Genomic DNA, 22909 nt, shown 5'->3' on the forward strand with positions numbered 1-22909 from the left:
GGACTTTTGCCTCAATATTACATCGAACTAGGAAGGAGGACTCACTCATGAAGCAACGTGTACTTACGAGTCAACAGAGTTATACAGAAGAGCAACTTGAGATGATTGAAGCCATCCGCGCGGTCGGTGAACTCATCCAGGATCGTCCACGCCGCACTGTCTATCGCCGTTATGCTCTCGTGAATGACTGGCCTCAGCCAGAAAACATCATTCGTCAATTCGGTTCATGGCCAGAAGCCTTATCTGCTGCTGGATACGAGTGGAATGTCGATCAACAGCCGGAGGAACTCGAGCGTGCACCTAAATACACGAAAGACGAGATCTTAAAGTCATTCGAACGGTATGCACAAGACGTCGGCTCGACGATCACGCTCAAAAAGTATCAAATGTGGCGTAAATCCGTCCATCATGCCCCGAGTCACTATCATATCGTCAAGATGTTCGGTTCATGGCATGACGCCTGTACCGCAGCAGGACTCGAAGCAAGTGTCACCTATTCAAAAGCTGAACTTGCTGCTTCCCTGCGTCAAGCAATCGAAGAAGTTGGCTTCTCCCTCTCCTTTGAAGCATATCGAGAATGGGCAAAGCGAAACAACAAACCATCGACGAAAGCCTTACTTCATCGCTATGGGTCTTGGTCAGCCGCGATCCATGCGATCGAAAACGAGATTCGCCTTAGTAAACAACAAGCCCAATGAACTTATACCTTCTTCAATCCTTCTCGTTCATTTGAACTGGAAGGATTTTTTACATCAAAAAAGAAGGTGACGCATCCGCCACCTTCTATTCGCTTCTTTAAATGACCTTCTCTTTCCACTCCTGATACGATGCGACACGATCGCGTCCTTGGAACTTGGCACCGACGTACATCGCCCGGTCCGCATTTCGAATCAGACTCGCGAGATCCCCAAGTTCCTTTAACGTATCGATCCCGATACTTGCTGTGATCTGAAGGGTGTGACCTTCAACTAAAATAGGATGCGCATGTAACGTCTCACGAATCCGTTCTGCAACGATTTGTGCGGAATCAAGATCCGTATTTGGTAGCAAGATGACGAATTCCTCTCCCCCGTAACGCGCAACGAGATCCGTGATTCGTGTTGCTTGCATCAATAACTTCGCGACTTCAAATAAAACGACATCTCCGACTTCATGACCATACGTATCATTGATTTGTTTAAAGTGATCCAAATCAATCATCAATGCAGAGAACGGATACAGATCGCGTTGTTTAATACGACGATCGCCCCACTCTTGTAGCGCACGATAGTTTGGCAATTTTGTCATCGCATCTGTTCGACTATCCGTCAATAACCGTTCTCGCTCGTGCGCTCGTTCAACGGCCCACGATAGAACACGTAAAGCGCGGTATAACTCGTATCCGAAATCCTTCGTGAACTCTCCACTCGCATGGGACGCAAGGAATAAGGAACAGTTAATCGTCTCCGTCGCCTCCGGTTGGATGAAGAGGACAGATTGTGTTTCTTCTGGCAGACAATCGTACAGACGAATATCCCATTCCTGTTGCATACCGTAAAGAAGGACTTCTTCTTTTTCGATGATATCTTCAATGATTCGTCCTTCGACATGATCTGCTTTTAACTTTCGTCCATCCTTCAACGAATAGTAGACAGTCTGCTTGCCTTCTTCAAAATCAAACTTAATCCAAGCAATATCCGGTTTGACGAATTGGTTGAGCTGTCGCAGATACCGCTCGATGATGAACTGTGCATCGCCGTCCTTCCAAGCTGCTTCTTTCAATCGCTCAATCTGCTCCCAATGTTCGATACGATCAGACGCTTCGACCGAACTCCCGAGTGCTCGTTTGATGATGAACAATGCAAATGCTGCCATGACGAGTCCACTATTCCCATTCCCTTGGACAACGAGTGTACTGAAGATCCCATATAACAGTTCTGCCGTGATGACGACTGCTTCAAAGCGTAAGAGCTGGAACATGACGTCACTCGGAATGTTTTCTCCGAGAAGAAATCGAGATAACTGGTATTGTAACAAGAGTACGATCCAAAGGATCGCGACCATCGCTAGTAACGGAACGATGTTTTCTGTCAACAGGAATGCGTCTCCGTGTGTTCCACCTAGGGCATTATAAGCAAGACCTGCTGGCACGATCAGAAACAACTCGAGCGCGACATTGAACGGATAGTTGTGCAACATCCGACGACGTCCGATCGGCGTATGGATCGTCCGCAACTGATAGATGAGCATCGTCAGTTGACCGACGAAAATCGCTGATAACAAACCATATGATAAGAACGTAAAGAGAACAAATCCAAAATGAAAAGTAAAACTCATATGACGACGGCGGACAGGATCGATGACGAAAATCGTCGACAAGGCGGCAATCAATAAGAACGTAAACAAATCGATGCTGAGATTATAATCCTTTGACTTCGCAAAAAGATCGATGCCAATGACGATTACGAAAAAAACGACCCAGCTTCGGAGGAGATATTGTTGAAAACGACGCACAAAACATTCCCCTTCCTCTTAAGTATGTAGTTGTATATTACTGGAAATCGATATGTCCATCATTCTACTTTTCAAGCAAAATGTCGAACTTCAATAGTATCCTTTGATACAATTAATGTGAGGTGATATTTTTCATGACAAACACATTCACGCAACATGCATTTGATACATTTCAAATTGATGGATTAGAACCCCGGATGGAGGCGATTCGTGAACGGATTCAGCCTGTCTTCCGCGACATCGGTCAAGAAGTCGCACCTGACTTGACGGTCGCAACAGCAGAAGATGTCCATGTCCACATCGCGCAACATGCTCGGCGGAAGGTCAATCCTCCGAAAGATACATGGATGGCATTCTCACCCGATAAACGTGGATATAAAAAACATCCGCACTTTCAAGTCGGTCTATTTGATGATCACTTGTTCATTTGGCTCGCTTATATTTATGAGTTACCGAACAAACAACAATATGCATCAAAACTGTTACAGCATACGGAACTGCTGACGACTCTCCCGGATGATTTCGTCGTTTCTTATGACCATATGAAAAAAGACGCGGTTCCTGTTCACGCGACGGATCTTCAAAAAGGTTTACAACGTTTCCACGACGTCAAAAAAGCAGAGTTCCTTGTCGGTCGCCATATTCCGGCAGAACAAGTTCATCAACTGTCACGCGAAGAGTTACTCGAAATGATTCGAAATACCTATTCGCATCTCGTACCACTCTATAAAACGATTAAATAAAAAGGATGGCCGAATCGGTCATCCTTTTTCGTTAGTTATATTTTACTAGAATTGACATGACTTGTGTACGGTCGGAATTTAAATTTAGATAAATGTTGACCTGTTTCGAGGAAACAGTCATGACGTTGAATGTTTTATCGAGTTTCGCTGTCGGATATGCTTTTTTAGCTTCTTTGACCGTCACCGTCCGTTTGATTTGCTTTGGATCATAGACGATGGCGCTAACTTTAGCTTTTGTGTCCTTCACGCCATACGTTGAACAGTAATGAAGGGAGCGATCTGCTGAAGCAAGACCATTTCCACTTTGACACCAATTGGAGTTCTTTTCCCCTTTGTACGCTTTATGTACTTGTGCAAGTGTCGTTTTTTCAAGTACGACTTTTCCATCGAGTGAGCGCGCTTGTTTCGCTTGTGTTTGAATTTCTTGAAGCCATTTGACGTCTGATTGTTTGGATGCCTCGACCGGTTGCTGTTTATATGAAGTGCCTGACACGATGCTGACAGTGAGAGCGGCAGTTAAGATGATTCCTAGAACTTGTTTCATGATGATGTCCTCCCCGGTGCCTGTAAAAAGGCGTTGATAATAAACTGATTCCCCTATTTCAAAAAATTATTCAGTTTTTACAGTTTTTTTTTGGGAACTTATATTTATTTTTATGAAGAGAAATAAAAAAAGAACCTAGTGCCCCCTAGCACTAGGTTTTTCCTCATTTCTTATGCATCTTAAACTCTAAGAACAACTCATTATAATGCGCGAGCATCTTCTTCCCGAGGTTCTCATAGACTTCAAGCGTATCCGTGACTTGTTTATCAGGATAGAATCGTTTATCCGTCCGAACCGATTTGTCGAGTAACTTTAAGCCTTCTTTGTTCGGTGTCGAATAACCGACGTAGTCCGCATTTTTCGCTGAAATATCTGGGCGTAACATGAAGTTGATGAACTGATGTGCTCCCTTGACGTTTTTAGCTGTCTTTGGAATGACGATATTATCGAACCAGACGTTCGAGCCTTCTTTTGGAATGACGTAGTCAAGTTTGTCGTTTTCACTCATGATCTCGTTCGCATCTCCAGACCAGACGACACCAAGTCCTGCTTCTTCGTTCGCAAGCAATAACTTGATTTCGTCCCCGACGATCGCTTTGACATTTGGCGTCAAACGCATCAGGTTCGCTTTTGCTTCCTGTAGCTTCGACTCATCCGTCTCATTCAAGGAATAACCGAGACTGTTCAAACTCATCCCTATTACTTCACGCGCACCATCGGCAAGTAGAATCTGGTTCTTCAACTTCGGATCCCATAGATCCTTCCAGCTCGTCGGTTTTTTTCCGATCAAGTCTTTGTTGTAGACAATACCGACCGTTCCCCAGAAATACGGAATCGAATATTTATTTTTCGGATCAAAGGATAGATCCAAGAAACGTGAATCGATATTTTTGAGATTCGGGATTTTTTGATGATCAATCGGCAGGACGAGCTTCTCATCGATCATCTTTGCGATCGCATAGTCGGATGGGACGGCGATATCATACGTCGTTCCTCCCTGTTCGATTTTCGTCAACATCGCTTCATTCGAGTCGAATGTCTGATAGACGACCTTGATGCCGCTCTCTTTTTCAAACTGTTTGATCAGTGCCGGATCGATATAATCGCCCCAGTTATAAATGTTCAGGACATTCTTACCTGAGTACCCTTGTGTCTCGTTTAACTGATTCAAGGTGAATAGGATGACACCCGAGATCAAGAAAATCGCGACGAATAATTGAATTAATTTTTTCAACGGTCATTTCACCTCCGGTCGCGAAAGCTTTGTAGCAGCTCGTTGGTTCAAGAAGTAGTAGCCGATGACGAGCAAGAATGTAAACAAGAAGATGACGGTCGACAACGCATTGATCTTCATCGAAATCCCTTGGCGAGCAAGTGAGTAGATTTCGACAGATAACGTCGTAAAGCCGTTTCCTGTCACGAAGAATGTCACCGCAAAATCGTCAAGTGAATACGTCAATGCTGTAAAGAATCCAGCAAAGATACCGGGTGTGATGTACGGCAGGACGACCTTCGTTAAGACATCCCAGCGACTCGCGCCTAAGTCACGCGCCGCATCGACGAGCGTTGGACTCATCTCCTGTAATTTCGGCAAGACGAGAATGACGACGATCGGTACCGAAAATGCGATATGAGAGAGTAAGACTGACGTAAAGCCAAGCTGGATTCCAAGCATCGTAAAGAAGATCAAAAACGATGCTCCGATGATGACATCGGGGCTGACGATCAAGATACTGTTGAGCGTCAACAACGACGTCTCGACACGTTTCTTGCGGACCGCCTGGATCCCGATCGCTCCGAATACTCCGAGAATCGTCGAGATTGCGGCTGACAACAACGCGATGACGAGTGTGTTCAAGACGATGATCAACAAGCGTGAATCTTGGAAGACTTCCTTGTACCAATCCCACGTGAACGAATCGAAGTTCGTCATGTTATCAGCGCTGTTGAACGAATAGAACGCGAGATAGAAAATCGGAGCATACAAAATGATGAAGACACCGATCAAATAAAGATTTGCTAGTTTCAGACGTTTCATCAAGTCGTCGCTCCTTTCTTCCGTTTCGTACTTGTCAAGGCAAGGATGATTGCCATCGCGATGATGAGGAAGACGGCAATCGTAGCGCCCATGCCCCAGTTCTGTGTCACGAGGAATTGTTGTTCAATCGCCGTACCGAGCGTAATGACGCGGTTCCCGGCAATCAAACGCGTGATCATGAACAGTGACAATGCCGGAATGAAGACAAGCTGACAGCCTGATTTCACACCGTCAAGTGTCAACGGAAAGACGACACGACGGAATGTCGTGAAATTTGAAGCTCCGAGATCACGTGCTGCGAAGACGAGCGATGGACTCAATTTTTCTATCGCGTTGAAGATCGGTAGGATCATGAACGGAATGAAAATGTAAACCGAGACGAAGACAAAACTGAAATCGGTAAACAGGATTTGCTTCCGTCCGATTCCGATCGCTTCAAGCGTTTGATTTGCGAGACCATACGTACTGAACAATCCGATGAAGGCGTAGGTCTTTAACAATAAGTTGATCCACGTCGGCAAGATGACGAGCAACAGCCAAAGTTGTTTATGTTTCGTTTTCGTCAGCAAATAAGCCGTCGGATAACCGATCAAGAGTGAAAACAAGGTGATCAAAAAGGCATACCAGAACGAACTAAGCGTCATCGTTAGATACGTCGATGTGAAGAAGTTCCGGTAGTTCTCAAATGAGAAATTGCCATCAAGATCAAGGAACGAATAATAGACGACGAGCACAATTGGTGCGATGACGAATAAGGCGATCCAGAATAGATACGGGATGAGATACCAGTTACGTGATTTCTGCATCATAACACCCCGTCGTAGGATTCCAGACGCTTATCAAATTCTTCTTCCGTCTCGTTCAATCGCATGACGTGGATCGCTTCCGGATCAAACGTCAGACCGATTTGTTCACCAACCGTCGCTTTTTTGGTACTGTGGACGAGCCATTCGTTTCCGACTTCATCCATACAGGCGATTTCATAGTGCACCCCACGGAACAACTGTGAGTCGACCGTAACCTTTAGTTTTCCTTGTGTCACGTTCGTAATTTCAAGATCCTCGGGACGAATGACGATTTCGACCGGTTCGTTCAGCTCAAGACCGCGGTCAACACATTCGAATTCTTTTTCTGCGAACCAAACTCGATAATCTTCGATCATACGTCCAGGAATGATATTCGACTCGCCGATGAAGTCCGCGACGAAGCGGTTGATCGGTTCATCATAAATATCTGTCGGCGTTCCCGATTGTTGAATGACGCCGTGATTGAGAACGAAGATTTCATCTGACATCGCGAGTGCCTCTTCTTGGTCGTGTGTGACGAAGATGAACGTGATCCCAAGACGACGTTGTAAGTCGCGGAGCTCATATTGCATCTCTGTCCGCAATTTCAAGTCGAGTGCTGAGAGCGGCTCATCGAGCAAGATGACTTCCGGTTCATTGACGATTGCCCGGGCAATCGCGACACGCTGCCGTTGTCCACCCGACATCTCGGTGATTTCCCGTTTCTCATAACCGGACAAGTTGACGAACTTCAATGCATCGGTCACACGTTGTGCGATTTCCGCTTCCTTCACCTTCTTGATCCGAAGACCAAAAGCAATGTTTTCGAAGACGTTTAAGTGTGGGAACAGTGCGTAATCTTGGAAAACGGTATTAACTTGACGTTTGTTCGCCGGCACATCATTGATCCGTTTCCCGTCGAAGATAATGTCTCCCTCTGTCGCTTCCGAAAAACCGGCGATAAGTCGTAAGATCGTCGTTTTTCCGCAACCCGATGGTCCGAGTAACGTATAGAACTTTCCGCGTTCGATTTCAAAGCTGACTTGATCAAGAACGGTCTGATCGTCATAACGTTTCGTGACGTCCTTGAATTGAATGATCGTAGTATCTGCCAATCTAGTTCCTCCTTTATAGGTATGAGTCGGTTGCGGTCACGAGGACCTTTGTCTCTTGCATTGACTCATTGCGTAATTGATGAATTTCTGAAGCCTTATAGTAAAGTGTCTCCCCTTGCTTCGCTAAAAAAGACTGACGTCCGAGCGTCAACGTGACGTTCCCCGCGAGCACATAGACAAATGTCTCCGCCCCCGACGGTTCATACGTCTTGAAGGCTCCCCCTGGCGCAAGTGTCAGCAGGACCGGTTCCATCTCTTTTTCATTCGATTCCGGGATGAGCCATGTGACATGATACCCTTGTTCTTCGTCCGCATATGTTGTGACATCTTCTTCTCCATAGACGACTTTTTGATTAAGTGCGTCCTCATCAAAGAAATCCTTCGGTGAGATACCAAGGACTTCAAGGAGATGAAACAGTGTCTCGATCGATGGGGAACTGATTTCCCGTTCGAGTTGCGAGATGTACCCTTTACTCAGGTCTGTTCTTTCCCCGAGTTCCTCTTGCGTCAATCCCTTTTGAAGACGGAGGTTCTTGATTTTTTGTCCGATTGAGTACAATCGACGTCCTCCTCTCATCGGCTTAGTTTAGTATAAGATGACTAAAAGTTTACTAATCACGTACCGATTATAGCGTATTTCATTATTTAATCAACTAAAACGTTTGATATTTTTTAATGTTCATTTGACAGCGAGAACGCTTACACCTACAATTATTATCAGGTACTAATTTGAGGAGGAACTTGTAATGCGGATTGCTTGGATCACTGATAGTACGACGATTTTACCGGATACGATCGCAAAGCGCGACGATCTCTCGGTTGTCCCTTTACTCGTCATGAAGGATGGCGAAAGTTTCATCGATGGGGTCGATGTAAATGCGGAAACCGTCTATAGCTGGATTGATGCAAAACATAAAGTGACGACGAGTCAACCTTCCATCGGTAGTTTTACCGAACACTACGAACGACTAAAAGAAGATTACGACATCGGTTTTGCTATCCACCTGTCGAGTGAGCTGAGCGGAACGTATAACGCGTCCGTCCAAGGCGCAGAAATTGCCGGCTTCCGCTTGATCGCGATTGATTCTCGTTGTGGGATTTATCCGGCTGGTCAGCTCTTAGCAGAGGCAATCGAGCTCATCGAAGCGGGACATTCGATTGAATCCGTCGAACAGTTCATTCTGGAGCGTCGTTTCGACCACCATATCGAATTCACTGTCGCGAACCTCGATCAATTGCAAGCCGGTGGACGGATCTCCTCGACGAAGGCATTCGTCGGTAACTTGTTGCAACTGCGTCCGTTGTTCCACTTCGAAGAAGGAAAGATCGTTCCATACCAAACCGTTCGGACGTTCAAGAAAGCCCATTCGAAGATTTTTGATCACCTTGTTTTGATTCTCGAGCGCGGTCAAGTGACGGACATCTCGTTGTTCCACGCGACAGCGTATGAACTGGCGCTCGATTGGAAAAATCGACTCGAAGCACAGTTCGACGTCCGGGTCCGAATCGATGATTTAACGCCGGTTCTCGGTTCACATACCGGAAACCCCGCCATCGGCATGTCCTTTTTGAACCCGACGCGTCGACCATGATGACTAATGAAAATGATTTTTGGGTAAACCTTCTTTAGAGAATAAAGGAGGTTTTTTGTTTGAAAAATAAATGGATTTGGCTTAACTGGGTCGGCTTTATCTTTACGATTGCTGTGAACGCCCTCGATGGTGGAAAGACAGGACGGATTTCTGACTCCATCTTTACGTTATTCAAACCGGCTGGTTATGCGTTCTCGATTTGGGGATTGATCTATACGATTTTACTCATTTGGTTGATTCTCCAAACGATCCCAAAATTCAAGGAACATGAACTGGCGAAGAAAATCGGACCATGGTTCCTGATCAGCTGTTTATTCAATGCTGGCTGGATTGTCTCATTCACCTTCGAATTGTTCGTCGTCTCTGTCGTCGTCATCGTTGGTCTCTTGCTGTCATTGATCGTCATCTACTCGAAAATCGACCGCGAGACGAAAGGCTTACGCTTCAAGCTACCCTTCTCGCTTTATCTCGGCTGGGTATCGGTCGCAACGATCGCCGACATCTTCCTAACGATCAACGCAGAGGGCATGACATCGTGGCTTGGAATCGGAGATGCCGGTTGGACGATGATTATGCTTGTCGTCGGTGTCATCGTCGCCCTTCTCTTCATGTTCGCAAACCGCGATCCGATTTATCCGCTCGTCTTCGTCTGGGCGTACATCGCAATCAATTTCGAGTCGGATAACGGTCTCGTCGATACAGCGGTTCTCGGTAGCGTCGTCTTATTGTTAGCCGGGTATATCTTCCTTCTTGTGCGGATGCGCCGTCGAGTCAGCGTGAGCAAGTGACGTTCCTTTCTCATTCGAACGGCGTATACTAGAGAAAAGGAGTGAATGACCATGAACATCACATTTACACCATCTGCTCAGGAACGAATCAATCAATTACGCGGTGAAGTATCAGGTCAACTACACCTCTACTACGATACAGAAGGCTGCGGTTGCGGAAACTCTGGTATTTTCAGTATTCGTCTCGTCGATGAAGCGACACCGGAAGACATGACGATCGACTCGAATGTCGGACCCGTTCTTGTCAAACGATGGTCGAGTCATTTCCTCGATCAAGACATGACGCTCGATTACAACGCGGAGAAAAAAGCGTTGATCCTTAAAAGCGATGGACAATACTTCAATACGAACGTGCTCGTTACGGATCAGACAGGCTGTGTCCTGACGGTTCGTTCATAAGCACAGACGAAAAAGGCAACTTCCGCGATGGAAGTTGCCTTTGTTTGTGTTCGAACAGACAGGTGCTACGTTAAAAGCTTGGATGGTCTGAGTAATTGAATGTACTAGATGTCTGTCTGCGTCGTGCACGAGCTGGTGAGAAAATCCAGCGCTTTGCGTCCCCCCAGACGTCGCATGCATCATCCTCGCATGCTTATCTAGTATACGAACGAAAGTCGTGTTTGGATTGCTTTATCCGACATTTAGAACGGTCTCTTCAATCGTCCGCTGATTCAGATCCTTCACATGCACCGGCTTACTGTAATAATAACCTTGTCCATAATCACAACCGAGACGTTTCAGGAAAAGATGCTGTTCGAGTGTCTCGACGCCTTCCGCGACGACTTCGATCCCGAGACTCTTCGCAAGCTGGATGATCATTTCCGTGATTGCCGTTCCGCGTTCGTCATGCGGGACTTCATCGATGAACGATTTATCGATCTTCAGGATATCAATCGGGAGATGCTTCAGGTGTGTCAATGATGATAGACCCGTTCCGAAATCATCAAGTGCGATCGTCAGACTGAGTTGTTTCAGTTCACCGAGCATCATCATTGCCCGGTCGAGGTTCTCCATGACGGACGTTTCCGTGATTTCAAGCTGTAACTGTAGTTCGCTCCCATTCTTCAATGAATGGTGGACGATTTCCTTAATCATTAAGTTATGTGACTCGGACCGGAAATGCATCGCCGATAAGTTCACCGAGACTTGGCGAATGAAATAATCTTCCTTCTTCCAAATCTCCATCTGGGCGACGGTCTCTTTGAGTACCCACTCGGTTAAACGGTGAATCAAACTGTATTTTTCTGCAAGCGGGATGAACTCCGCCGGTGAGATGAAACCAAACTTCGGATGATTCCAGCGGATCAAGACTTCCGCTTGATCAACTTTTCCCGTCGCAAGGGCGATCTTCGGTTGATAGACGAGGGCGAACTCCTTGAAATCCGTCATCGCCCGGCGTAAGGATCCGACAATCAATTGCTCTCTACGATCCGAGTGTAGTGAGTCATCATACACGATGAAGCGATCACGCCCCTCATTTTTGCCAGCCCGAAGCGCACTCTCCATCTGACCGATCCGCATCTCAAGTGATTCCTTCGCATTCGGGAGGATGACGCCCATCGTTGCTGTCAAATGAACCGGTTGATCTTCGAGATCAATCGGAAGACGTACATCGTCTAAAATTTGTTCGAAGACATCTGTCATGTCTTCTTGTGAGATACGTTTGATGAGGAAGAACTGCGTCCCGTTATAACGAATACACGCTTCATCTTCCTTCAACGTCTGTAACATCCGTTCTGCGAATTGGCGGATGACCGCATCTCCCTTATCGAATCCGAATGTGTCATTGACCCATTTGTATCCATCAAGATCAAGTAACGCCATCGCCATCTCCTGCTTAGCACGACCATACTGGGCATCGACTCTTGTCATGTGATGATCGAGCCATCGTCGGTTGTGTAATCCCGTCAGATGATCGGTATACGCCATCATCTGCAGTGCACGACGTTCGAGGTGAATGTAGAGACCTGCAATCAACACGAGAATCAAGAAGACCGGTATCGCGACTTCATTCAAGATGTTCGACGTGATTGGAGCATCACCGATAAGTCTGGCATCTGAGGCTGGAATACAGAACGATGTGCCGAGCATTCCGACATAATGCATCGAAGAGATGGCAAACCCCATCACGACTGCGATGGGAATCAAGATCCGTTTCTTATCGACATGTCTCAAGCGATGAAGCAGTAGCAAAGCGATATAGGCGACAGTGACTGCAATCAGGACGGATAAAAAAAATAAACTCTTCTCATACCGAACGGCTCCACCGAACTCCATCGCCATCATGCCAAGGTAATGCATCGTAGCGATTCCGACCCCCATCAGGGATCCTGCTAAAATGACCTTCTTTCGCGTAATCGTCGACGAGTACAACAAATGAAAGGCAATGAAAGCAGCCAAAATAGCGGGAATGACGGATAAGAACATTAAAAACCAATCATAGCGAACCGTGACGGACAGAGCGAATGCTCCCATCCCGACGAAATGCATTCCCCAGATCGATAACCCCATCGTCAACGACGAGAGGAACAAGGCACGCTTCTTTAAGGAAGTCGCTTTCGCTAGACGACGATTTAACTCCAGTGAACCATATGAGCCGAGGATGGCAACGAGCACCGATAACACGACCAATATCACTTCGTAGTGTTTCGTTAAGATGATCCATTCATTCATTGTATGAGGTCTCTCCTTATGAAATGTCATTCTCCTAACTATCGTCTGCTCTGACTCTTTTTTTCAGTGAAATTTAGAAATTCGTTTGATTTCTTATCATTCCATCACTTTTTTACCTAATCCACTCGACATCTTACACAAAAACGGATCCGCTCGAGACGGATCCGTTAAACATCATTTTTAGAGTGCTACCGATGCGACGATTTCACCCGTCGGTTTTTCTAAATCCGGTTCGGGTTCGACCGTGATGGCGACGGCATCAACTTTTCCGTCTCCTTTAAGCGAGAAGACAGCTGCTGCCTCTCCATCTTTTTCGATGACACCGTTCGCAGTAGGCGTCTCTCCTTCGAGCGTCCACAATTGATAGAGCTGACCTTTTTGAAGCGGTGGTAAATCTTTCAGTTGAACGAGCATATACGATTTATCGTTTTGCGTAAAAATCATGCTCGATCCTTTAATGGACTCGGTACTTTCAAAGTTCCCCATCCCTTTGATCTCATCCATGGCTAATGTCTCTGGTGTATCTGTGCTCTCTTCCTGTGACAGGAAGTAGGCATTCGCACCAAGCGAGAGAATCAAGGCGGCGGCGATACTCATCAACCAACCGAGTGGCACACTCTTCTTCTTCGTTTGTTGCTGACGTGCTTGTTTAATGTCTACCGGAGTAGTCATCGGTGCTTCCTTCGGAGACGCTGCCTCTGCTGAACCAAGGACTTCTCCAAGAATTCGTGCTTTCATACCTGCAGGAACGGGTCGCTCCGGAAGCGATTCAGCGATGGGAAGCATGAGTTCTTCCATTTCTAAAAGCGCTTCACGACATTCTTCGCACGTCGAAAGATGCGCTTCGAACGCGTCGCGATCAGCTGCGGATAATGTTCCATTAAAATAATCGATTAAGTCATGACAACGTTCTTCCATCTCGTTCCCTCCCATCCATTCGTTTTCGTAATGCTTGAATCGCGCTCCTGATTCGCGTCTTGACCGTTCCAAGAGGTAAATCGAGCTGCTCTGAAATCTGTTGTTGCGTCATCCCCTGGAAGTAAACGAGTTCAATCAGCTCTTGCTGTTCTGGCTTCAATTCACTGACCGCGCCGCGTACTTCAGCAGCCGTTTCACGCTGCATGACCGTCCGCTCGACCGGCTCGTCGTATCCACCATCCCGCTCTTCGACTTCGATCGTCGGTTGTCGTTTTTCACGACGGAGACAATCGAGTGCCGCGTTACGTGTAATCGTTAAAATCCACGATGAAAACTTTCCTTTTTGTGTATCAAAATCAACACGACCATTCCAAATCTTCATCCATACTTCCTGTATGACTTCTTCGGACAACCGGTCATTATTCGTAAAGCGATGGGCGAATGAAAACAATAACCTCTCGTACTTATCGTATAATGTCTCGAGAGCTTGCTCGTCACCGCTACGCATCAGATGATAAAGCGATTCATCGGATTGAGTGTGCATCCTTCTCCTCCTTCTGACGTCAGCCCTATCATATAGTATACGCAAGCTGACACCAAATCGTTTTCGATTTCATCCATTTTCTAAGTAAAAAACTTCACCACATCCATATTCCCTCATTCTATTAAAAGTATAGCTTAAAATTCTGCTGAATTGACAGCGATACCGTAATGGGCATAGCATAAAGATACTACATGACGTCAGGTCAACGGGAATCGGAGGAATAAAGATGGATTATGATCGGAAGATGAAAAACCGTGTTAGTCGGATTGAAGGACAGCTACGAGGTATTTTACGGATGATGGAAGAAGGGCAAGATTGCCGCGATGTCATCACCCAGCTCTCCGCTGCCCGTTCTGCGATTGACCGGACGATCGGCGTCGTCGTTAGCTCGAATTTGATCGAGTGTGTCAAGGAAGCAGAACAAAACGGCGATGGACAAACAGAAGAACTCGTGAAGGAAGCGGTCAACCTACTGGTGAAAAGCCGCTGACGTCACGTTCATACCGATAGTCTGCTTTGGAAGCAGGCTATTTTTTTAACGTTTCTTTTCCCAAAGTCGTTGCGAGTGTACACCTTGACTTAGGTTTGATTGCGTATCAAAACAGGTATACTAAATTGTTATTACTTGGACAGCATGTAGAGCCGTCCGCTTAGGAGGAAGAGTACTCATGACCGTTTCCCTATTCATTGATATCACCTGCAAGACAGGTGAATCCCCTGTTTACGACGCAAAAACAAAACGCTTTTATTTCGTCGATATTCCGAATCAACTGCTCTTTTCATATGATCTTGTTACAGAAGCACTTAAACCATATACGTTGCCAAGCGCTATTACATCGATTGCCTTGACGGACGCTCCGGACTTATTGCGTGTCACATCAGCACATGGCTTTGGCACATTCGATCTCAAGGAAGGTCATCTGTCTCTCGAACATCAATTGTCATTACCGGATTCTGATCGGATGAACGATGGTAAGCTCGATCCGACTGGACAATATGTCGCTGGTAGCATTAATGAAGAAGACGGTAAAACAGCTGGGCTATTCCGTCTGCGTCATGACGGTTCCATTGATGTTTTACACGAAGACTTGACGAACTCCAATGGACTCGTCTGGTCAGAAGATGGCAAGACGCTCTATCATATCGATACACCAACGAAAAAAGTCTATGCCTTCGACTACGCTCCCGATGCCCCACTTTCGAATAAACGCGTCGCCGTTGATCTCGAAGAGGAAGAAGGATTCCCGGATGGTATGACGAAGGATGCTGAGGGTCATGCTTGGATCGCACATTACGCCGGATCATGTATCACACGTTGGAATCTTACGACGGGCGAAAAACTGGATCATGTCGACTTCCCTGTCTCGAATCCGACATGTCCGATTTTTTACGAAGATCGATTACTCGTCACGACAGCTGCCAACGGAGATGATGCACCACATGCCGGTGCTGTCTTCGCTGTGACATTTGAATAATTAGCATGGGAGGGATCATCTAGTAATAGATGGTGCCTCTTTTTACACATAATCCGTCTAGACGCCTATTCAAAAACAGACGATACTAAAGAAGAAGTCTATTTACTTTTTGAAGGAGTGAAGCCGATGCGTGTCACGATCATCGAACGTTTACACCAATTGCAGACGACCCCATCCTTTTTCCCGGTCAATTGCTACCTGTTTGAAGAAGCAGACAGTTTGACATTGATTGACGCCGGACTCGGAATCAACGCAAAGGCGCTTTATCACTATATTCGAAAGCAAGAAAAACCGCTCGGCGCAATTATCCTGACACACGCACATGCCGATCATGTCGGCTCGCTCGATTTCCTTGCGAATGCCTTTCCTCTCGCTCAAGTCTGTATCAGTTACCGTGATGCCGCATTGCTCAGTGGGGACGAGACGCTACGCGAAGGCGAAACGACCCCCTTAAAAGGCGGTATTCCGAAAAACATCAAAACACGTCCAGATCGATTGCTCGAAAGTGGTCAACAAGTCGGTAGCCTCAGCGTCATCGCCTCGCCAGGTCATACACCTGGTTCGATTTCTCTTTGGCATGAAGGTAGTCGGATGCTAATCGCCGGAGATGCCTTTCAGACACAAGGGGGACTCGCTGTCTCCGGTGACGTCCGTTGGCAATTTCCGTTCCCAGCACTTGCGACATGGGATCCGGACGTTGCTCTTCGCTCCGCCGATCAATTAACGGAACTGTCTCCAGATATTCTTGCCGTCGGACATGGTCCCCTCATCCTTGGACCAAGTTACGAGATGCGCCAAGCCGTCGATCGATTCACGCAAGTCTTACAGACGAAAAAATCGTCACCTTTCAAATAACACACGAAAAAACATCCGTACGCGTTCCTGACACGTCGCGGATGTTTTTTGTCCAGTAGTTCAATTCTGTTCTGTAACAGTATATCGATATACACGTGCTTCATAAGGACGTAGTTCATCCGAGATATCTGGATAGTTCGACACAAGCAACTTATCTTGCGATAAAACGAAGGCAGTTTGCATCGGTTCGTCATGCACGTTGAGAACGATCCGCCACACTTCTCCCTCTAGTTCCCGCTCATAGATGTAGAGATACGGATCATGAAGAGCTAAGTCGCGATACGTACCATAGACCATGATTGGATGATCCTTTCGCATCTGAATCAATGCTCGGTAAAAGGCAAGTACGGATGATGGATCGGCTTCTGCTTGAGCGACATTGATGTCCGTGTAATTCGGATTGACCGCTAACCACGGTTTCCCACTCGTAAAGCCTGCCGCGTGCGTACTGTCCCACTGCATCGGCGTGCGGGAATTATCGCGTGCGAGTAACTGCATTGACGAGAGTACGACCTCCGGATCCTCGCCGCCAGCGACGCGCTCCGCGTATCGATTGCGAAAGGCGACGTCTTGATAGAGCGACGGATCCGAGAAGCGAATCCCCGTCATCCCAATCTCTTCTCCTTGATACACGTATGGAATGCCAGGTAATGTATGCAACATCAAACCGAGTAGTTTCGCACTCTCGACTCGGTATCGTTCACTGCCGAAGCGCGTCACTTGTCGCGTATGATCGTGGTTGTTGAGAAACTGTGAATTGACGCCTAACGGATACAAGACGTCATACCATCGTTTCTGAATTTCCTTGAAACGTAAAAGATCCATCGCCTCCATGTCGTCCGCGATTTCGAAGTGAAACAGCGTTCGAAGTTCTTTTCGTTCTTCACTGACATATAACAGACCGTCTTCTGGACCGACGAACGGAATCTCACCGACCGTGAACAAGTCTTTCCCGGCAAGGACGTTCGCATGCATTTCCTGAAGGAAGTCGTGCACACCTGGTTGATTTCCGAGATACGATAGATCAAACGGATTGACGACATCCTCAAGTGAACGTTTTTTGATCAAGTTGATGACGTCCATCCGGAAACCGTCAATCCCTTGAGCGATCCACCAGTTCATCATGTCGTAGATCGCTTGCCGGACAGCCGGTTGTTCCCAGTTCAAATCGGGTTGTTCTTTCGCAAAAGAATGGAAATAATATTGTTCGCGCTCTTCACTCCACGTCCAAGGGCTCGGCGCAAAGTACGACCGCCAATTGTTCGGGGGCGTCTCTTTCGTTCCATCTTTCCAGATGTACCAATCATCCTTGTCGTGGATTCGGTCCCGCGACTGACGGAACCAATCATGCTGGTCACTCGTATGATTGACGACCAAATCAAGAATTATCTTTAAGCCGCGTGCGTGAGCCGCTGTGATCAACTCTTGTAGATCGCCCATCGTCCCCGCCTTGTCCATGATCGTGTAATAATCGGCAATATCATAGCCATTATCGATGTCTGGAGAACGGTAACATGGATTTAACCAGACGATATCGACACCAAGCGATGCGATGTAATCTAGCTTGTCGATGACACCTCGCAAATCACCGATGCCGTCCCCATTCGAATCCTTAAAACTGCGCCAATAGACTTGATAGACGACTGCTTCTTTCCAGCTAGCTCGCTTCATCTCCTCACTCCTCTCCCTACTCTCTATTCCCGCTCCACATATCTGTACCTGTTTATTGGACGATTTTTTTGAATTTCAAAAAAGTTCTTTTCTTTTGACTGAATATTCGTTATCCTTGACGACAATACTACGAAGGAGGCACACATCCATGAAACATTTCGCTCCATCCATCGCCATCGATCGGCTTCCTGCTCCCGTTTTCGCTGAACTTGCGAACCGGATCGGTGCTGTGAAAGCTGCCGGACATGATGTCATTACCCTTGGTCAAGGAACACCCGATCAAACCACGCCCGTACATATTCTCGACGCCTTGAAACAGGCGATCGATGAGCCAACAAACCTTCAATATCCACCATTTCGTGGACATGATTTTCTAAAGCAAGCCGTCGCGAGCTTTTATGCCAATGAATTCGGCGTCACGATCGATCCGGCAACCGAGGTCGCAATTCTTCTCGGTAGTAAAGCCGGAATCGTTGCCTTACCACAAACGATCGTCAATCCTGGAGAAGGTGTCATCGTCCCGGATCCGGGGTATCCGGATTACCTGTCTGGAGCAGCACTTGCTGGTGCTTATCCGATTACGCTTCCATTGCTTGAGAAAAATAACTTCCTGCCGGATTACGATTTACTTGATACGACAGATGTCGAACGCGCCCGGATGTTGTTCCTCAATTACCCGAGTAATCCGACAGGTGCGACAGCGACAGCAGAAGCCTTCGAACAGACAGTTGCCTTCGCAGATGCCCACGATATTTGTGTCGTTCACGATTTAGCATATGGTGGAATCAGTTTTGACGGTCCGACACGAAGCTTTCTGCAGACGGAAGGGGCGAAAGATGTCGGAATCGAGTTGTTCTCACTCTCGAAACGATTCAACATGTCCGGCTTCCGAATCGCTTTCGCGATCGGAAATCCGTCCGTCATCTCAAGCATCGAGACGTATCAGGAACATCTCTACGTCAGTGCTTTCACACCGATTCAACATGCAGCGACCGTTGCCCTGACGAGTGACCAAACATGTGTCCGTGAGTTAAGTAGCTTATATGAAACACGACGCGATGCCTTATTTACGAAACTCGATGCAATCGGCTGGAGCGGACCACGACCGGGCGGTTCCTTCTTCGTCTGGCTTCCGGTGCCTGAAGGATACACGTCCCAAAGCTTCACGGATCATCTGCTTGACGAAGCACACGTCGCCGTGACCCCTGGATCATTCTTCGGCGAATACGGCGAAGGCTACGTACGGATCAGCTTAATTGCTGACGTCGAACGTCTAGAAGAGGCCGTCGGGCGAATTGGAACGCTCAACCTGTTCCGGACACCTGTTGCGGAATAATTCTGAAAAAACATTTGACAGATGGGAATCATTTCCGTTAAAGTAAATCCCAACAGCATAACTACTTATCGAGAGCGACCGAGGGATTAGGCCCAACGACGTCCGGCAACCACCTATCAGGAACGGTGCCACATCCTACAGAATGGATTCATTCTGAGAGATAAGTTACGAAATCTTACACTTTCGTCGCTTTTTTCTGGTTGCTCTGCTACTAGGAAAAAGCGACTTTTTTTTGTACAAGGAGATGAGCAAATGATTGAATTCAAACAGATTACGAAACGGTTCGTCCGAGACCGGACCCCGATTTTCGCATTACGGGATGTCGATTTGACGATTCAAAAAGGAGAAATCTTTGGGATCATCGGTGAATCCGGTGCCGGTAAGAGTACGTTACTTCGTCTGATCAACGGTCTCGAGCATCCGACACAAGGAACGGTCAAGGTCGACGGTGTCTCGCTCGGTGGGATGTCAAAAGCAGATTTGCGTCAACTTCGTTTGCGGACAGGAATGATCTTTCAGCATTTCCAATTGATCCAGTCGCGTAATGTCGCAGATAACATTGCTTTCGCACTGAAGGCTGCTGGCGTCAAACGAGCAGATTTTCCGGAACGGATCCGTGAACTCGTCTCACTCGTCGGACTCGAAGGATTCGAAACGAACTTCCCGAGTCAGTTGAGCGGCGGACAAAAACAGCGCGTTGGGATTGCCCGGGCACTCGCGAATGATCCAACCGTCTTGTTATGTGACGAAGCGACCTCTGCCCTTGATCCGGTCACGACGCTGCAGATTTTAGATTTGTTGAAAGATTTGAATGAACGACTCGGATTGACGATCGTCCTCATCACGCATGAGATCGATGTCGTCAAACAGATTTGCCATCGTGTCGCGGTCATGTCGCAAGGGGAAGTCGTCGAAGTCGCCTCTACATACGATTTGTTCAGTCAAGCCAAACATCCGGTGACACAACATTATGTCGACACGGCACTCCAGATCGAGCTACCGGAACGCATCTTGCAAACGACACCGGGAAAGATCATCCGCCTGCAGTTCACGGGCGAGAAGACCGGTGAAAGTACGTTATCGGAAGCCATCCGTCGATACGATATCTCGGTCAGCATCCTGCACGGAAAAGTCGATTACATCCAAGACGTCGCTTTTGGTGTCTTAATCGTCAGCTTGACGGGATCCTCCGATCAAATCGCACCTGCCCTCGACTGGCTTGCGGCGGAACTTCATACACTCGAGGTGATTCAGGATGTGGCTTGATCGTATACAAACGATGTTACCCGAGTTGTTGAAGGCACTTGGTGAGACGGCGTGGATGGTTGGCATTTCGCTTGCCTTCGCATTGGTCGTCGGGATTCCACTCGGGATTCTCCTGTTCGTCACCGACCGCGGTTTATTCTTTCAAAACATTGCCATCCGACGTGTCCTTGACTTCGTCGTCAACATCGTCCGGTCCTTGCCGTTCATCATCTTGCTTGTTGCCCTCATTCCATTAACGAAGTTCTTGCTTGATAATACGATTGGTCCGACGGCAGCGTCCGTCAGCCTTAGTGTCGCAGCGATTCCGTTTCTCGCGCGCCTCGTCGAAACATCACTCCGTGAAATTCCACCTGGTTTGATCGAAGCAGCGGAAGCCTGCGGAGCGAAACCATTACGGATCATCGTCAGTGTCCTCTTACCGGAAGCACTCCCTGGCATCATTCAGGGCATCACATTAACGACGATCAGCTTGATCGGCTTCTCGGCGATGGCTGGTATCGTCGGCGGTGGAGGTGTCGGTGACCTCGCGATCCGTTTCGGTTACTATCGCTACGATAATCTCATCATGATCGTGACGATCGTCGTCCTCATCGTCATCGTCCAGAGCATTCAAGCACTCGGCAATCAACTGGCGCGAAAAACAGACAAGCGCTAATCATACATATAAAGGGAGAGTTGAATCATGAAAAAACGATATGCCTTTTTAGCGACAGCCTTACTCGGTGCAGGAATCCTCGCAGGATGCGGAGACAGCAGCGCTGATGAAAAAGACAAGACGATCAAGATTGGGGCGACAAGCGGTCCTTATAGCGACATGGTCAAACAAGCGATTCAACCGCAACTCGAAAAGAAAGGCTATAAAGTCGAAATCGTCGAATTCAGCGATTATATCCAACCGAACATCGCACTCGGTAGTGGCAATATCGATGCTAACTTATTCCAACACTCGATTTACCTGAAGACGTTCTCTAAAGAAAAGAAGCTCGACCTTAAAGGGCTCATCACTGTCCCGACGGCACCGATGGGACTGTATAGTAAAACGGCGAAGACACTTGACGACGTCAAGACAGGCGCTGAAGTCGCGACACCGAACGATCCAACGAACCAGGCACGCGCGCTGAACCTCTTGGCAGAACAAGGCTGGATCGAACTGAAGCCAGATGTCGATCCACTGACCGTCTCAGAGAAAGATATCGTCAAAAATCCGAAGAAACTCGTCATCAAGCCGCTTGAAGCAGCGCAACTGCCACGTGCCATCGAAAGCGTTGATGTCTCAGCAGTTCCAGGAAACTTCGCGCTTGCTGCGAAATTCGATTTACTCGATGCGTTAGCACTTGAGACGATGGACGAGCAATACCGGAACCTCATTGCTGTCCAAACGAAAGATGCAGACTCACAAGTCGCAAAAGACCTGAAGACAGCTGTCGAATCCGATGCATTCAACACAGTCATCGAAAAATCATTCAAAGGTTTCAGCAAACCAAATTGGGCAAACTGATTTTTAAAACGACCGGAATTCAAAAGAGATCATCTCTCATTGAATTTCGGTCGTTTTGTGTTAGAACCGATACCACATGAGTTCTTCATCATGATAGGTACCATCGATTTTCAACGCCCGCGGTTCAATCGCGTACGATTCGAAGCCAAGCGACCGATACAAGGCTTTAGCGGCTTCATTCGTCCGAACGACCGAGAGATGAACCTGCTCGATCCAAGGACGTTCCTCTAATGCCCGTAATGCCTCTTGTACCAATTGCTGTCCGACCTGCTGTTTTCTGATGCTTGGAGTGACGTACATCGCAAATAAATTGGCTCGATGTCGCATCTTGTCTAGCTCGGAGCAGACAACGGTGACGACCCCAACGAGTTGCGCTTCATGAAAGGCACCGAACGTCGCTGCCTGTTCGCTCTGAAATCGCGTAGCATACTGGTCGACCGGTCGATCTTTTTCCGCTTCATAATCGGAGCCGAACGCTTCCGGATGATTCTGTAATGCTTCTAATCGCAATGCTTTATAGAGTACTGCATCTTCTGGATTCAATCGACGGATTTCCAATCGCCCCACCTCCTGCC

General features: G+C 47.3%; 24 protein-coding genes and 1 riboswitch. Of the genes, 12 read left to right on the forward strand and 12 right to left on the reverse strand.

The window, feature by feature from the left end:
- Positions 1-47 precede the first annotated feature (47 nt).
- Entirely contained in the window at positions 48-698 is a 651-nt protein-coding gene (locus ASG02_RS10355) for a homing endonuclease associated repeat-containing protein (protein WP_035410251.1), read from the forward strand.
- A 97-nt stretch (positions 699-795) separates the two neighbouring features.
- On the opposite strand, the gene ASG02_RS10360 is transcribed toward ASG02_RS10355, so the two are convergent.
- Positions 796-2493 carry a GGDEF domain-containing protein gene (locus ASG02_RS10360; RefSeq protein WP_056063169.1) on the reverse strand — a complete coding sequence of 566 codons (1698 nt, stop codon included), beginning with the start codon at positions 2491-2493 and terminating at the stop codon, positions 796-798.
- A 134-nt stretch (positions 2494-2627) separates the two neighbouring features.
- Between ASG02_RS10360 and ASG02_RS10365 the strand changes: the two genes are divergently transcribed.
- Positions 2628-3236, forward strand: coding sequence for a YktB family protein (locus tag ASG02_RS10365; RefSeq protein WP_056063172.1), 609 nt, complete (start codon positions 2628-2630; stop codon positions 3234-3236).
- A 31-nt stretch (positions 3237-3267) separates the two neighbouring features.
- Here the strand turns inward: ASG02_RS10365 and ASG02_RS10370 are convergent, their stop codons facing one another.
- From ASG02_RS10370 to ASG02_RS10395, 6 genes are all read right to left on the reverse strand, one after another.
- On the reverse strand, positions 3268-3780 hold the full coding sequence (locus ASG02_RS10370; RefSeq protein WP_035410262.1) for a hypothetical protein: 513 nt from the start codon (positions 3778-3780) through the stop codon (positions 3268-3270).
- Positions 3781-3943: 163 nt separating this feature from the next.
- Positions 3944-5014, reverse strand: coding sequence for a PotD/PotF family extracellular solute-binding protein (locus tag ASG02_RS10375; protein WP_056063175.1), 1071 nt, complete (start codon positions 5012-5014; stop codon positions 3944-3946).
- A gap of 3 nt (positions 5015-5017) precedes the next feature.
- Positions 5018-5818, reverse strand: a complete 801-nt coding sequence (locus ASG02_RS10380) for an ABC transporter permease (RefSeq protein WP_035410268.1) — start codon at positions 5816-5818, stop codon at positions 5018-5020.
- The gene (locus ASG02_RS10385) at positions 5818-6624 is read right to left on the reverse strand and encodes an ABC transporter permease (RefSeq protein ID WP_081780411.1); all 807 of its coding nucleotides are present in this window, start codon (positions 6622-6624) and stop codon (positions 5818-5820) included. Before ASG02_RS10385 ends, ASG02_RS10380 begins: the two co-directional genes overlap by 1 nt.
- On the reverse strand, positions 6624-7718 hold the full coding sequence (locus ASG02_RS10390; RefSeq protein ID WP_035410273.1) for an ABC transporter ATP-binding protein: 1095 nt from the start codon (positions 7716-7718) through the stop codon (positions 6624-6626). The genes ASG02_RS10385 and ASG02_RS10390 overlap by 1 nt, the downstream gene beginning before the upstream one ends.
- Before the next feature lie 13 nt (positions 7719-7731).
- Positions 7732-8277: a helix-turn-helix domain-containing protein gene (locus ASG02_RS10395; protein WP_081780412.1), complete on the reverse strand. Its 546-nt coding sequence runs from the start codon at positions 8275-8277 to the stop codon at positions 7732-7734.
- Between the two features lie 187 nt (positions 8278-8464).
- Here ASG02_RS10395 and ASG02_RS10400 point away from each other — a divergent pair, with 187 nt between their 5' ends.
- Genes ASG02_RS10400 through ASG02_RS10410 form a run of 3 tightly spaced genes read left to right on the forward strand, consistent with a single transcriptional unit; the run spans position 8465 to position 10497 of the window.
- Complete coding sequence (locus ASG02_RS10400) at positions 8465-9310, forward strand: DegV family protein (protein ID WP_035410276.1); 846 nt, start codon at positions 8465-8467, stop codon at positions 9308-9310.
- A gap of 59 nt (positions 9311-9369) precedes the next feature.
- Positions 9370-10098 carry a tryptophan-rich sensory protein gene (locus ASG02_RS10405; protein WP_056063178.1) on the forward strand — a complete coding sequence of 243 codons (729 nt, stop codon included), beginning with the start codon at positions 9370-9372 and terminating at the stop codon, positions 10096-10098.
- A gap of 51 nt (positions 10099-10149) precedes the next feature.
- Entirely contained in the window at positions 10150-10497 is a 348-nt protein-coding gene (locus ASG02_RS10410; protein ID WP_035410282.1) for an iron-sulfur cluster biosynthesis family protein, read from the forward strand.
- A 231-nt stretch (positions 10498-10728) separates the two neighbouring features.
- Here ASG02_RS10410 and ASG02_RS10415 read toward each other — a convergent pair whose 3' ends face one another.
- The 3 genes from ASG02_RS10415 to ASG02_RS10425 all read right to left on the reverse strand — a co-directional run bounded on the left by ASG02_RS10415 (position 10729) and on the right by ASG02_RS10425 (position 14233).
- Positions 10729-12771, reverse strand: a complete 2043-nt coding sequence (locus tag ASG02_RS10415; protein WP_056063181.1) for an EAL domain-containing protein — start codon at positions 12769-12771, stop codon at positions 10729-10731.
- Positions 12772-12951: 180 nt separating this feature from the next.
- Positions 12952-13689 (reverse strand): anti-sigma factor domain-containing protein, encoded by a 738-nt coding sequence (locus ASG02_RS10420; protein ID WP_056063185.1) that lies wholly within the window; start codon positions 13687-13689, stop codon positions 12952-12954.
- Positions 13670-14233, reverse strand: coding sequence for an RNA polymerase sigma factor (locus ASG02_RS10425; protein WP_029342596.1), 564 nt, complete (start codon positions 14231-14233; stop codon positions 13670-13672). The genes ASG02_RS10420 and ASG02_RS10425 overlap by 20 nt, the downstream gene beginning before the upstream one ends.
- Positions 14234-14459: 226 nt before the next feature.
- On the opposite strand from ASG02_RS10425, the gene ASG02_RS10430 reads away from it, so the two are divergent.
- From ASG02_RS10430 to ASG02_RS10440, 3 genes are all read left to right on the forward strand, one after another.
- Positions 14460-14723, forward strand: coding sequence for a metal-sensitive transcriptional regulator (locus ASG02_RS10430; RefSeq protein ID WP_035410294.1), 264 nt, complete (start codon positions 14460-14462; stop codon positions 14721-14723).
- A gap of 178 nt (positions 14724-14901) precedes the next feature.
- Positions 14902-15708, forward strand: coding sequence for an SMP-30/gluconolactonase/LRE family protein (locus tag ASG02_RS10435; protein WP_056063188.1), 807 nt, complete (start codon positions 14902-14904; stop codon positions 15706-15708).
- Positions 15709-15834: 126 nt separating this feature from the next.
- The gene (locus tag ASG02_RS10440) at positions 15835-16563 is read left to right on the forward strand and encodes an MBL fold metallo-hydrolase (protein ID WP_035410300.1); all 729 of its coding nucleotides are present in this window, start codon (positions 15835-15837) and stop codon (positions 16561-16563) included.
- A 60-nt stretch (positions 16564-16623) separates the two neighbouring features.
- On the opposite strand, the gene ASG02_RS10445 is transcribed toward ASG02_RS10440, so the two are convergent.
- Entirely contained in the window at positions 16624-18234 is a 1611-nt protein-coding gene (locus ASG02_RS10445) for an alpha-glucosidase (protein ID WP_056063191.1), read from the reverse strand.
- A gap of 148 nt (positions 18235-18382) precedes the next feature.
- On the opposite strand from ASG02_RS10445, the gene ASG02_RS10450 reads away from it, so the two are divergent.
- From ASG02_RS10450 to ASG02_RS10465, 4 genes are all read left to right on the forward strand, one after another.
- A complete protein-coding gene (locus tag ASG02_RS10450) occupies positions 18383-19570 on the forward strand; it encodes an aminotransferase class I/II-fold pyridoxal phosphate-dependent enzyme (RefSeq protein WP_056063194.1) in 1188 nt (395 codons plus the stop codon).
- Positions 19571-19632: 62 nt separating this feature from the next.
- Positions 19633-19737: riboswitch (SAM riboswitch) on the forward strand.
- Positions 19738-19822: 85 nt separating this feature from the next.
- Positions 19823-20836: a methionine ABC transporter ATP-binding protein gene (locus tag ASG02_RS10455; RefSeq protein ID WP_056063197.1), complete on the forward strand. Its 1014-nt coding sequence runs from the start codon at positions 19823-19825 to the stop codon at positions 20834-20836.
- Positions 20826-21491: a methionine ABC transporter permease gene (locus ASG02_RS10460; RefSeq protein ID WP_056063199.1), complete on the forward strand. Its 666-nt coding sequence runs from the start codon at positions 20826-20828 to the stop codon at positions 21489-21491. The genes ASG02_RS10455 and ASG02_RS10460 overlap by 11 nt, the downstream gene beginning before the upstream one ends.
- Positions 21492-21518: 27 nt before the next feature.
- Entirely contained in the window at positions 21519-22334 is an 816-nt protein-coding gene (locus tag ASG02_RS10465; RefSeq protein ID WP_056063203.1) for a MetQ/NlpA family ABC transporter substrate-binding protein, read from the forward strand.
- Positions 22335-22394: 60 nt separating this feature from the next.
- Here ASG02_RS10465 and ASG02_RS10470 read toward each other — a convergent pair whose 3' ends face one another.
- A complete protein-coding gene (locus ASG02_RS10470) occupies positions 22395-22892 on the reverse strand; it encodes a GNAT family N-acetyltransferase (RefSeq protein WP_056063206.1) in 498 nt (165 codons plus the stop codon).
- Between the last annotated feature and the right edge of the window lie 17 nt (positions 22893-22909).

The sequence above is a fragment of the Exiguobacterium sp. Leaf196 genome, from assembly GCF_001423965.1.
Taxonomy (GTDB): Bacteria; Bacillota; Bacilli; order Exiguobacteriales; family Exiguobacteriaceae; genus Exiguobacterium_A.

What these genes read in the sequence shown, in the direction of transcription:
- ASG02_RS10355 (WP_035410251.1), top strand. Translation starts at nt 48, where the DNA reads ATGAAGCAACGTGTACTTACGAGTCAACAGAGTTATACAGAAGAGCAA.
- ASG02_RS10365 (WP_056063172.1), top strand. Translation starts at nt 2,628, where the DNA reads ATGACAAACACATTCACGCAACATGCATTTGATACATTTCAAATTGAT.
- ASG02_RS10370 (WP_035410262.1), bottom strand. Translation starts at nt 3,780, where the DNA reads ATGAAACAAGTTCTAGGAATCATCTTAACTGCCGCTCTCACTGTCAGC.
- ASG02_RS10380 (WP_035410268.1), bottom strand. Translation starts at nt 5,818, where the DNA reads ATGAAACGTCTGAAACTAGCAAATCTTTATTTGATCGGTGTCTTCATC.
- ASG02_RS10385 (WP_081780411.1), bottom strand. Translation starts at nt 6,624, where the DNA reads ATGCAGAAATCACGTAACTGGTATCTCATCCCGTATCTATTCTGGATC.
- ASG02_RS10400 (WP_035410276.1), top strand. Translation starts at nt 8,465, where the DNA reads ATGCGGATTGCTTGGATCACTGATAGTACGACGATTTTACCGGATACG.
- ASG02_RS10410 (WP_035410282.1), top strand. Translation starts at nt 10,150, where the DNA reads ATGAACATCACATTTACACCATCTGCTCAGGAACGAATCAATCAATTA.
- ASG02_RS10415 (WP_056063181.1), bottom strand. Translation starts at nt 12,771, where the DNA reads ATGAATGAATGGATCATCTTAACGAAACACTACGAAGTGATATTGGTC.
- ASG02_RS10420 (WP_056063185.1), bottom strand. Translation starts at nt 13,689, where the DNA reads ATGGAAGAACGTTGTCATGACTTAATCGATTATTTTAATGGAACATTA.
- ASG02_RS10425 (WP_029342596.1), bottom strand. Translation starts at nt 14,233, where the DNA reads ATGCACACTCAATCCGATGAATCGCTTTATCATCTGATGCGTAGCGGT.
- ASG02_RS10430 (WP_035410294.1), top strand. Translation starts at nt 14,460, where the DNA reads ATGGATTATGATCGGAAGATGAAAAACCGTGTTAGTCGGATTGAAGGA.
- ASG02_RS10435 (WP_056063188.1), top strand. Translation starts at nt 14,902, where the DNA reads ATGACCGTTTCCCTATTCATTGATATCACCTGCAAGACAGGTGAATCC.
- ASG02_RS10440 (WP_035410300.1), top strand. Translation starts at nt 15,835, where the DNA reads ATGCGTGTCACGATCATCGAACGTTTACACCAATTGCAGACGACCCCA.
- ASG02_RS10445 (WP_056063191.1), bottom strand. Translation starts at nt 18,234, where the DNA reads ATGAAGCGAGCTAGCTGGAAAGAAGCAGTCGTCTATCAAGTCTATTGG.
- ASG02_RS10450 (WP_056063194.1), top strand. Translation starts at nt 18,383, where the DNA reads ATGAAACATTTCGCTCCATCCATCGCCATCGATCGGCTTCCTGCTCCC.
- ASG02_RS10455 (WP_056063197.1), top strand. Translation starts at nt 19,823, where the DNA reads ATGATTGAATTCAAACAGATTACGAAACGGTTCGTCCGAGACCGGACC.
- ASG02_RS10460 (WP_056063199.1), top strand. Translation starts at nt 20,826, where the DNA reads ATGTGGCTTGATCGTATACAAACGATGTTACCCGAGTTGTTGAAGGCA.
- ASG02_RS10465 (WP_056063203.1), top strand. Translation starts at nt 21,519, where the DNA reads ATGAAAAAACGATATGCCTTTTTAGCGACAGCCTTACTCGGTGCAGGA.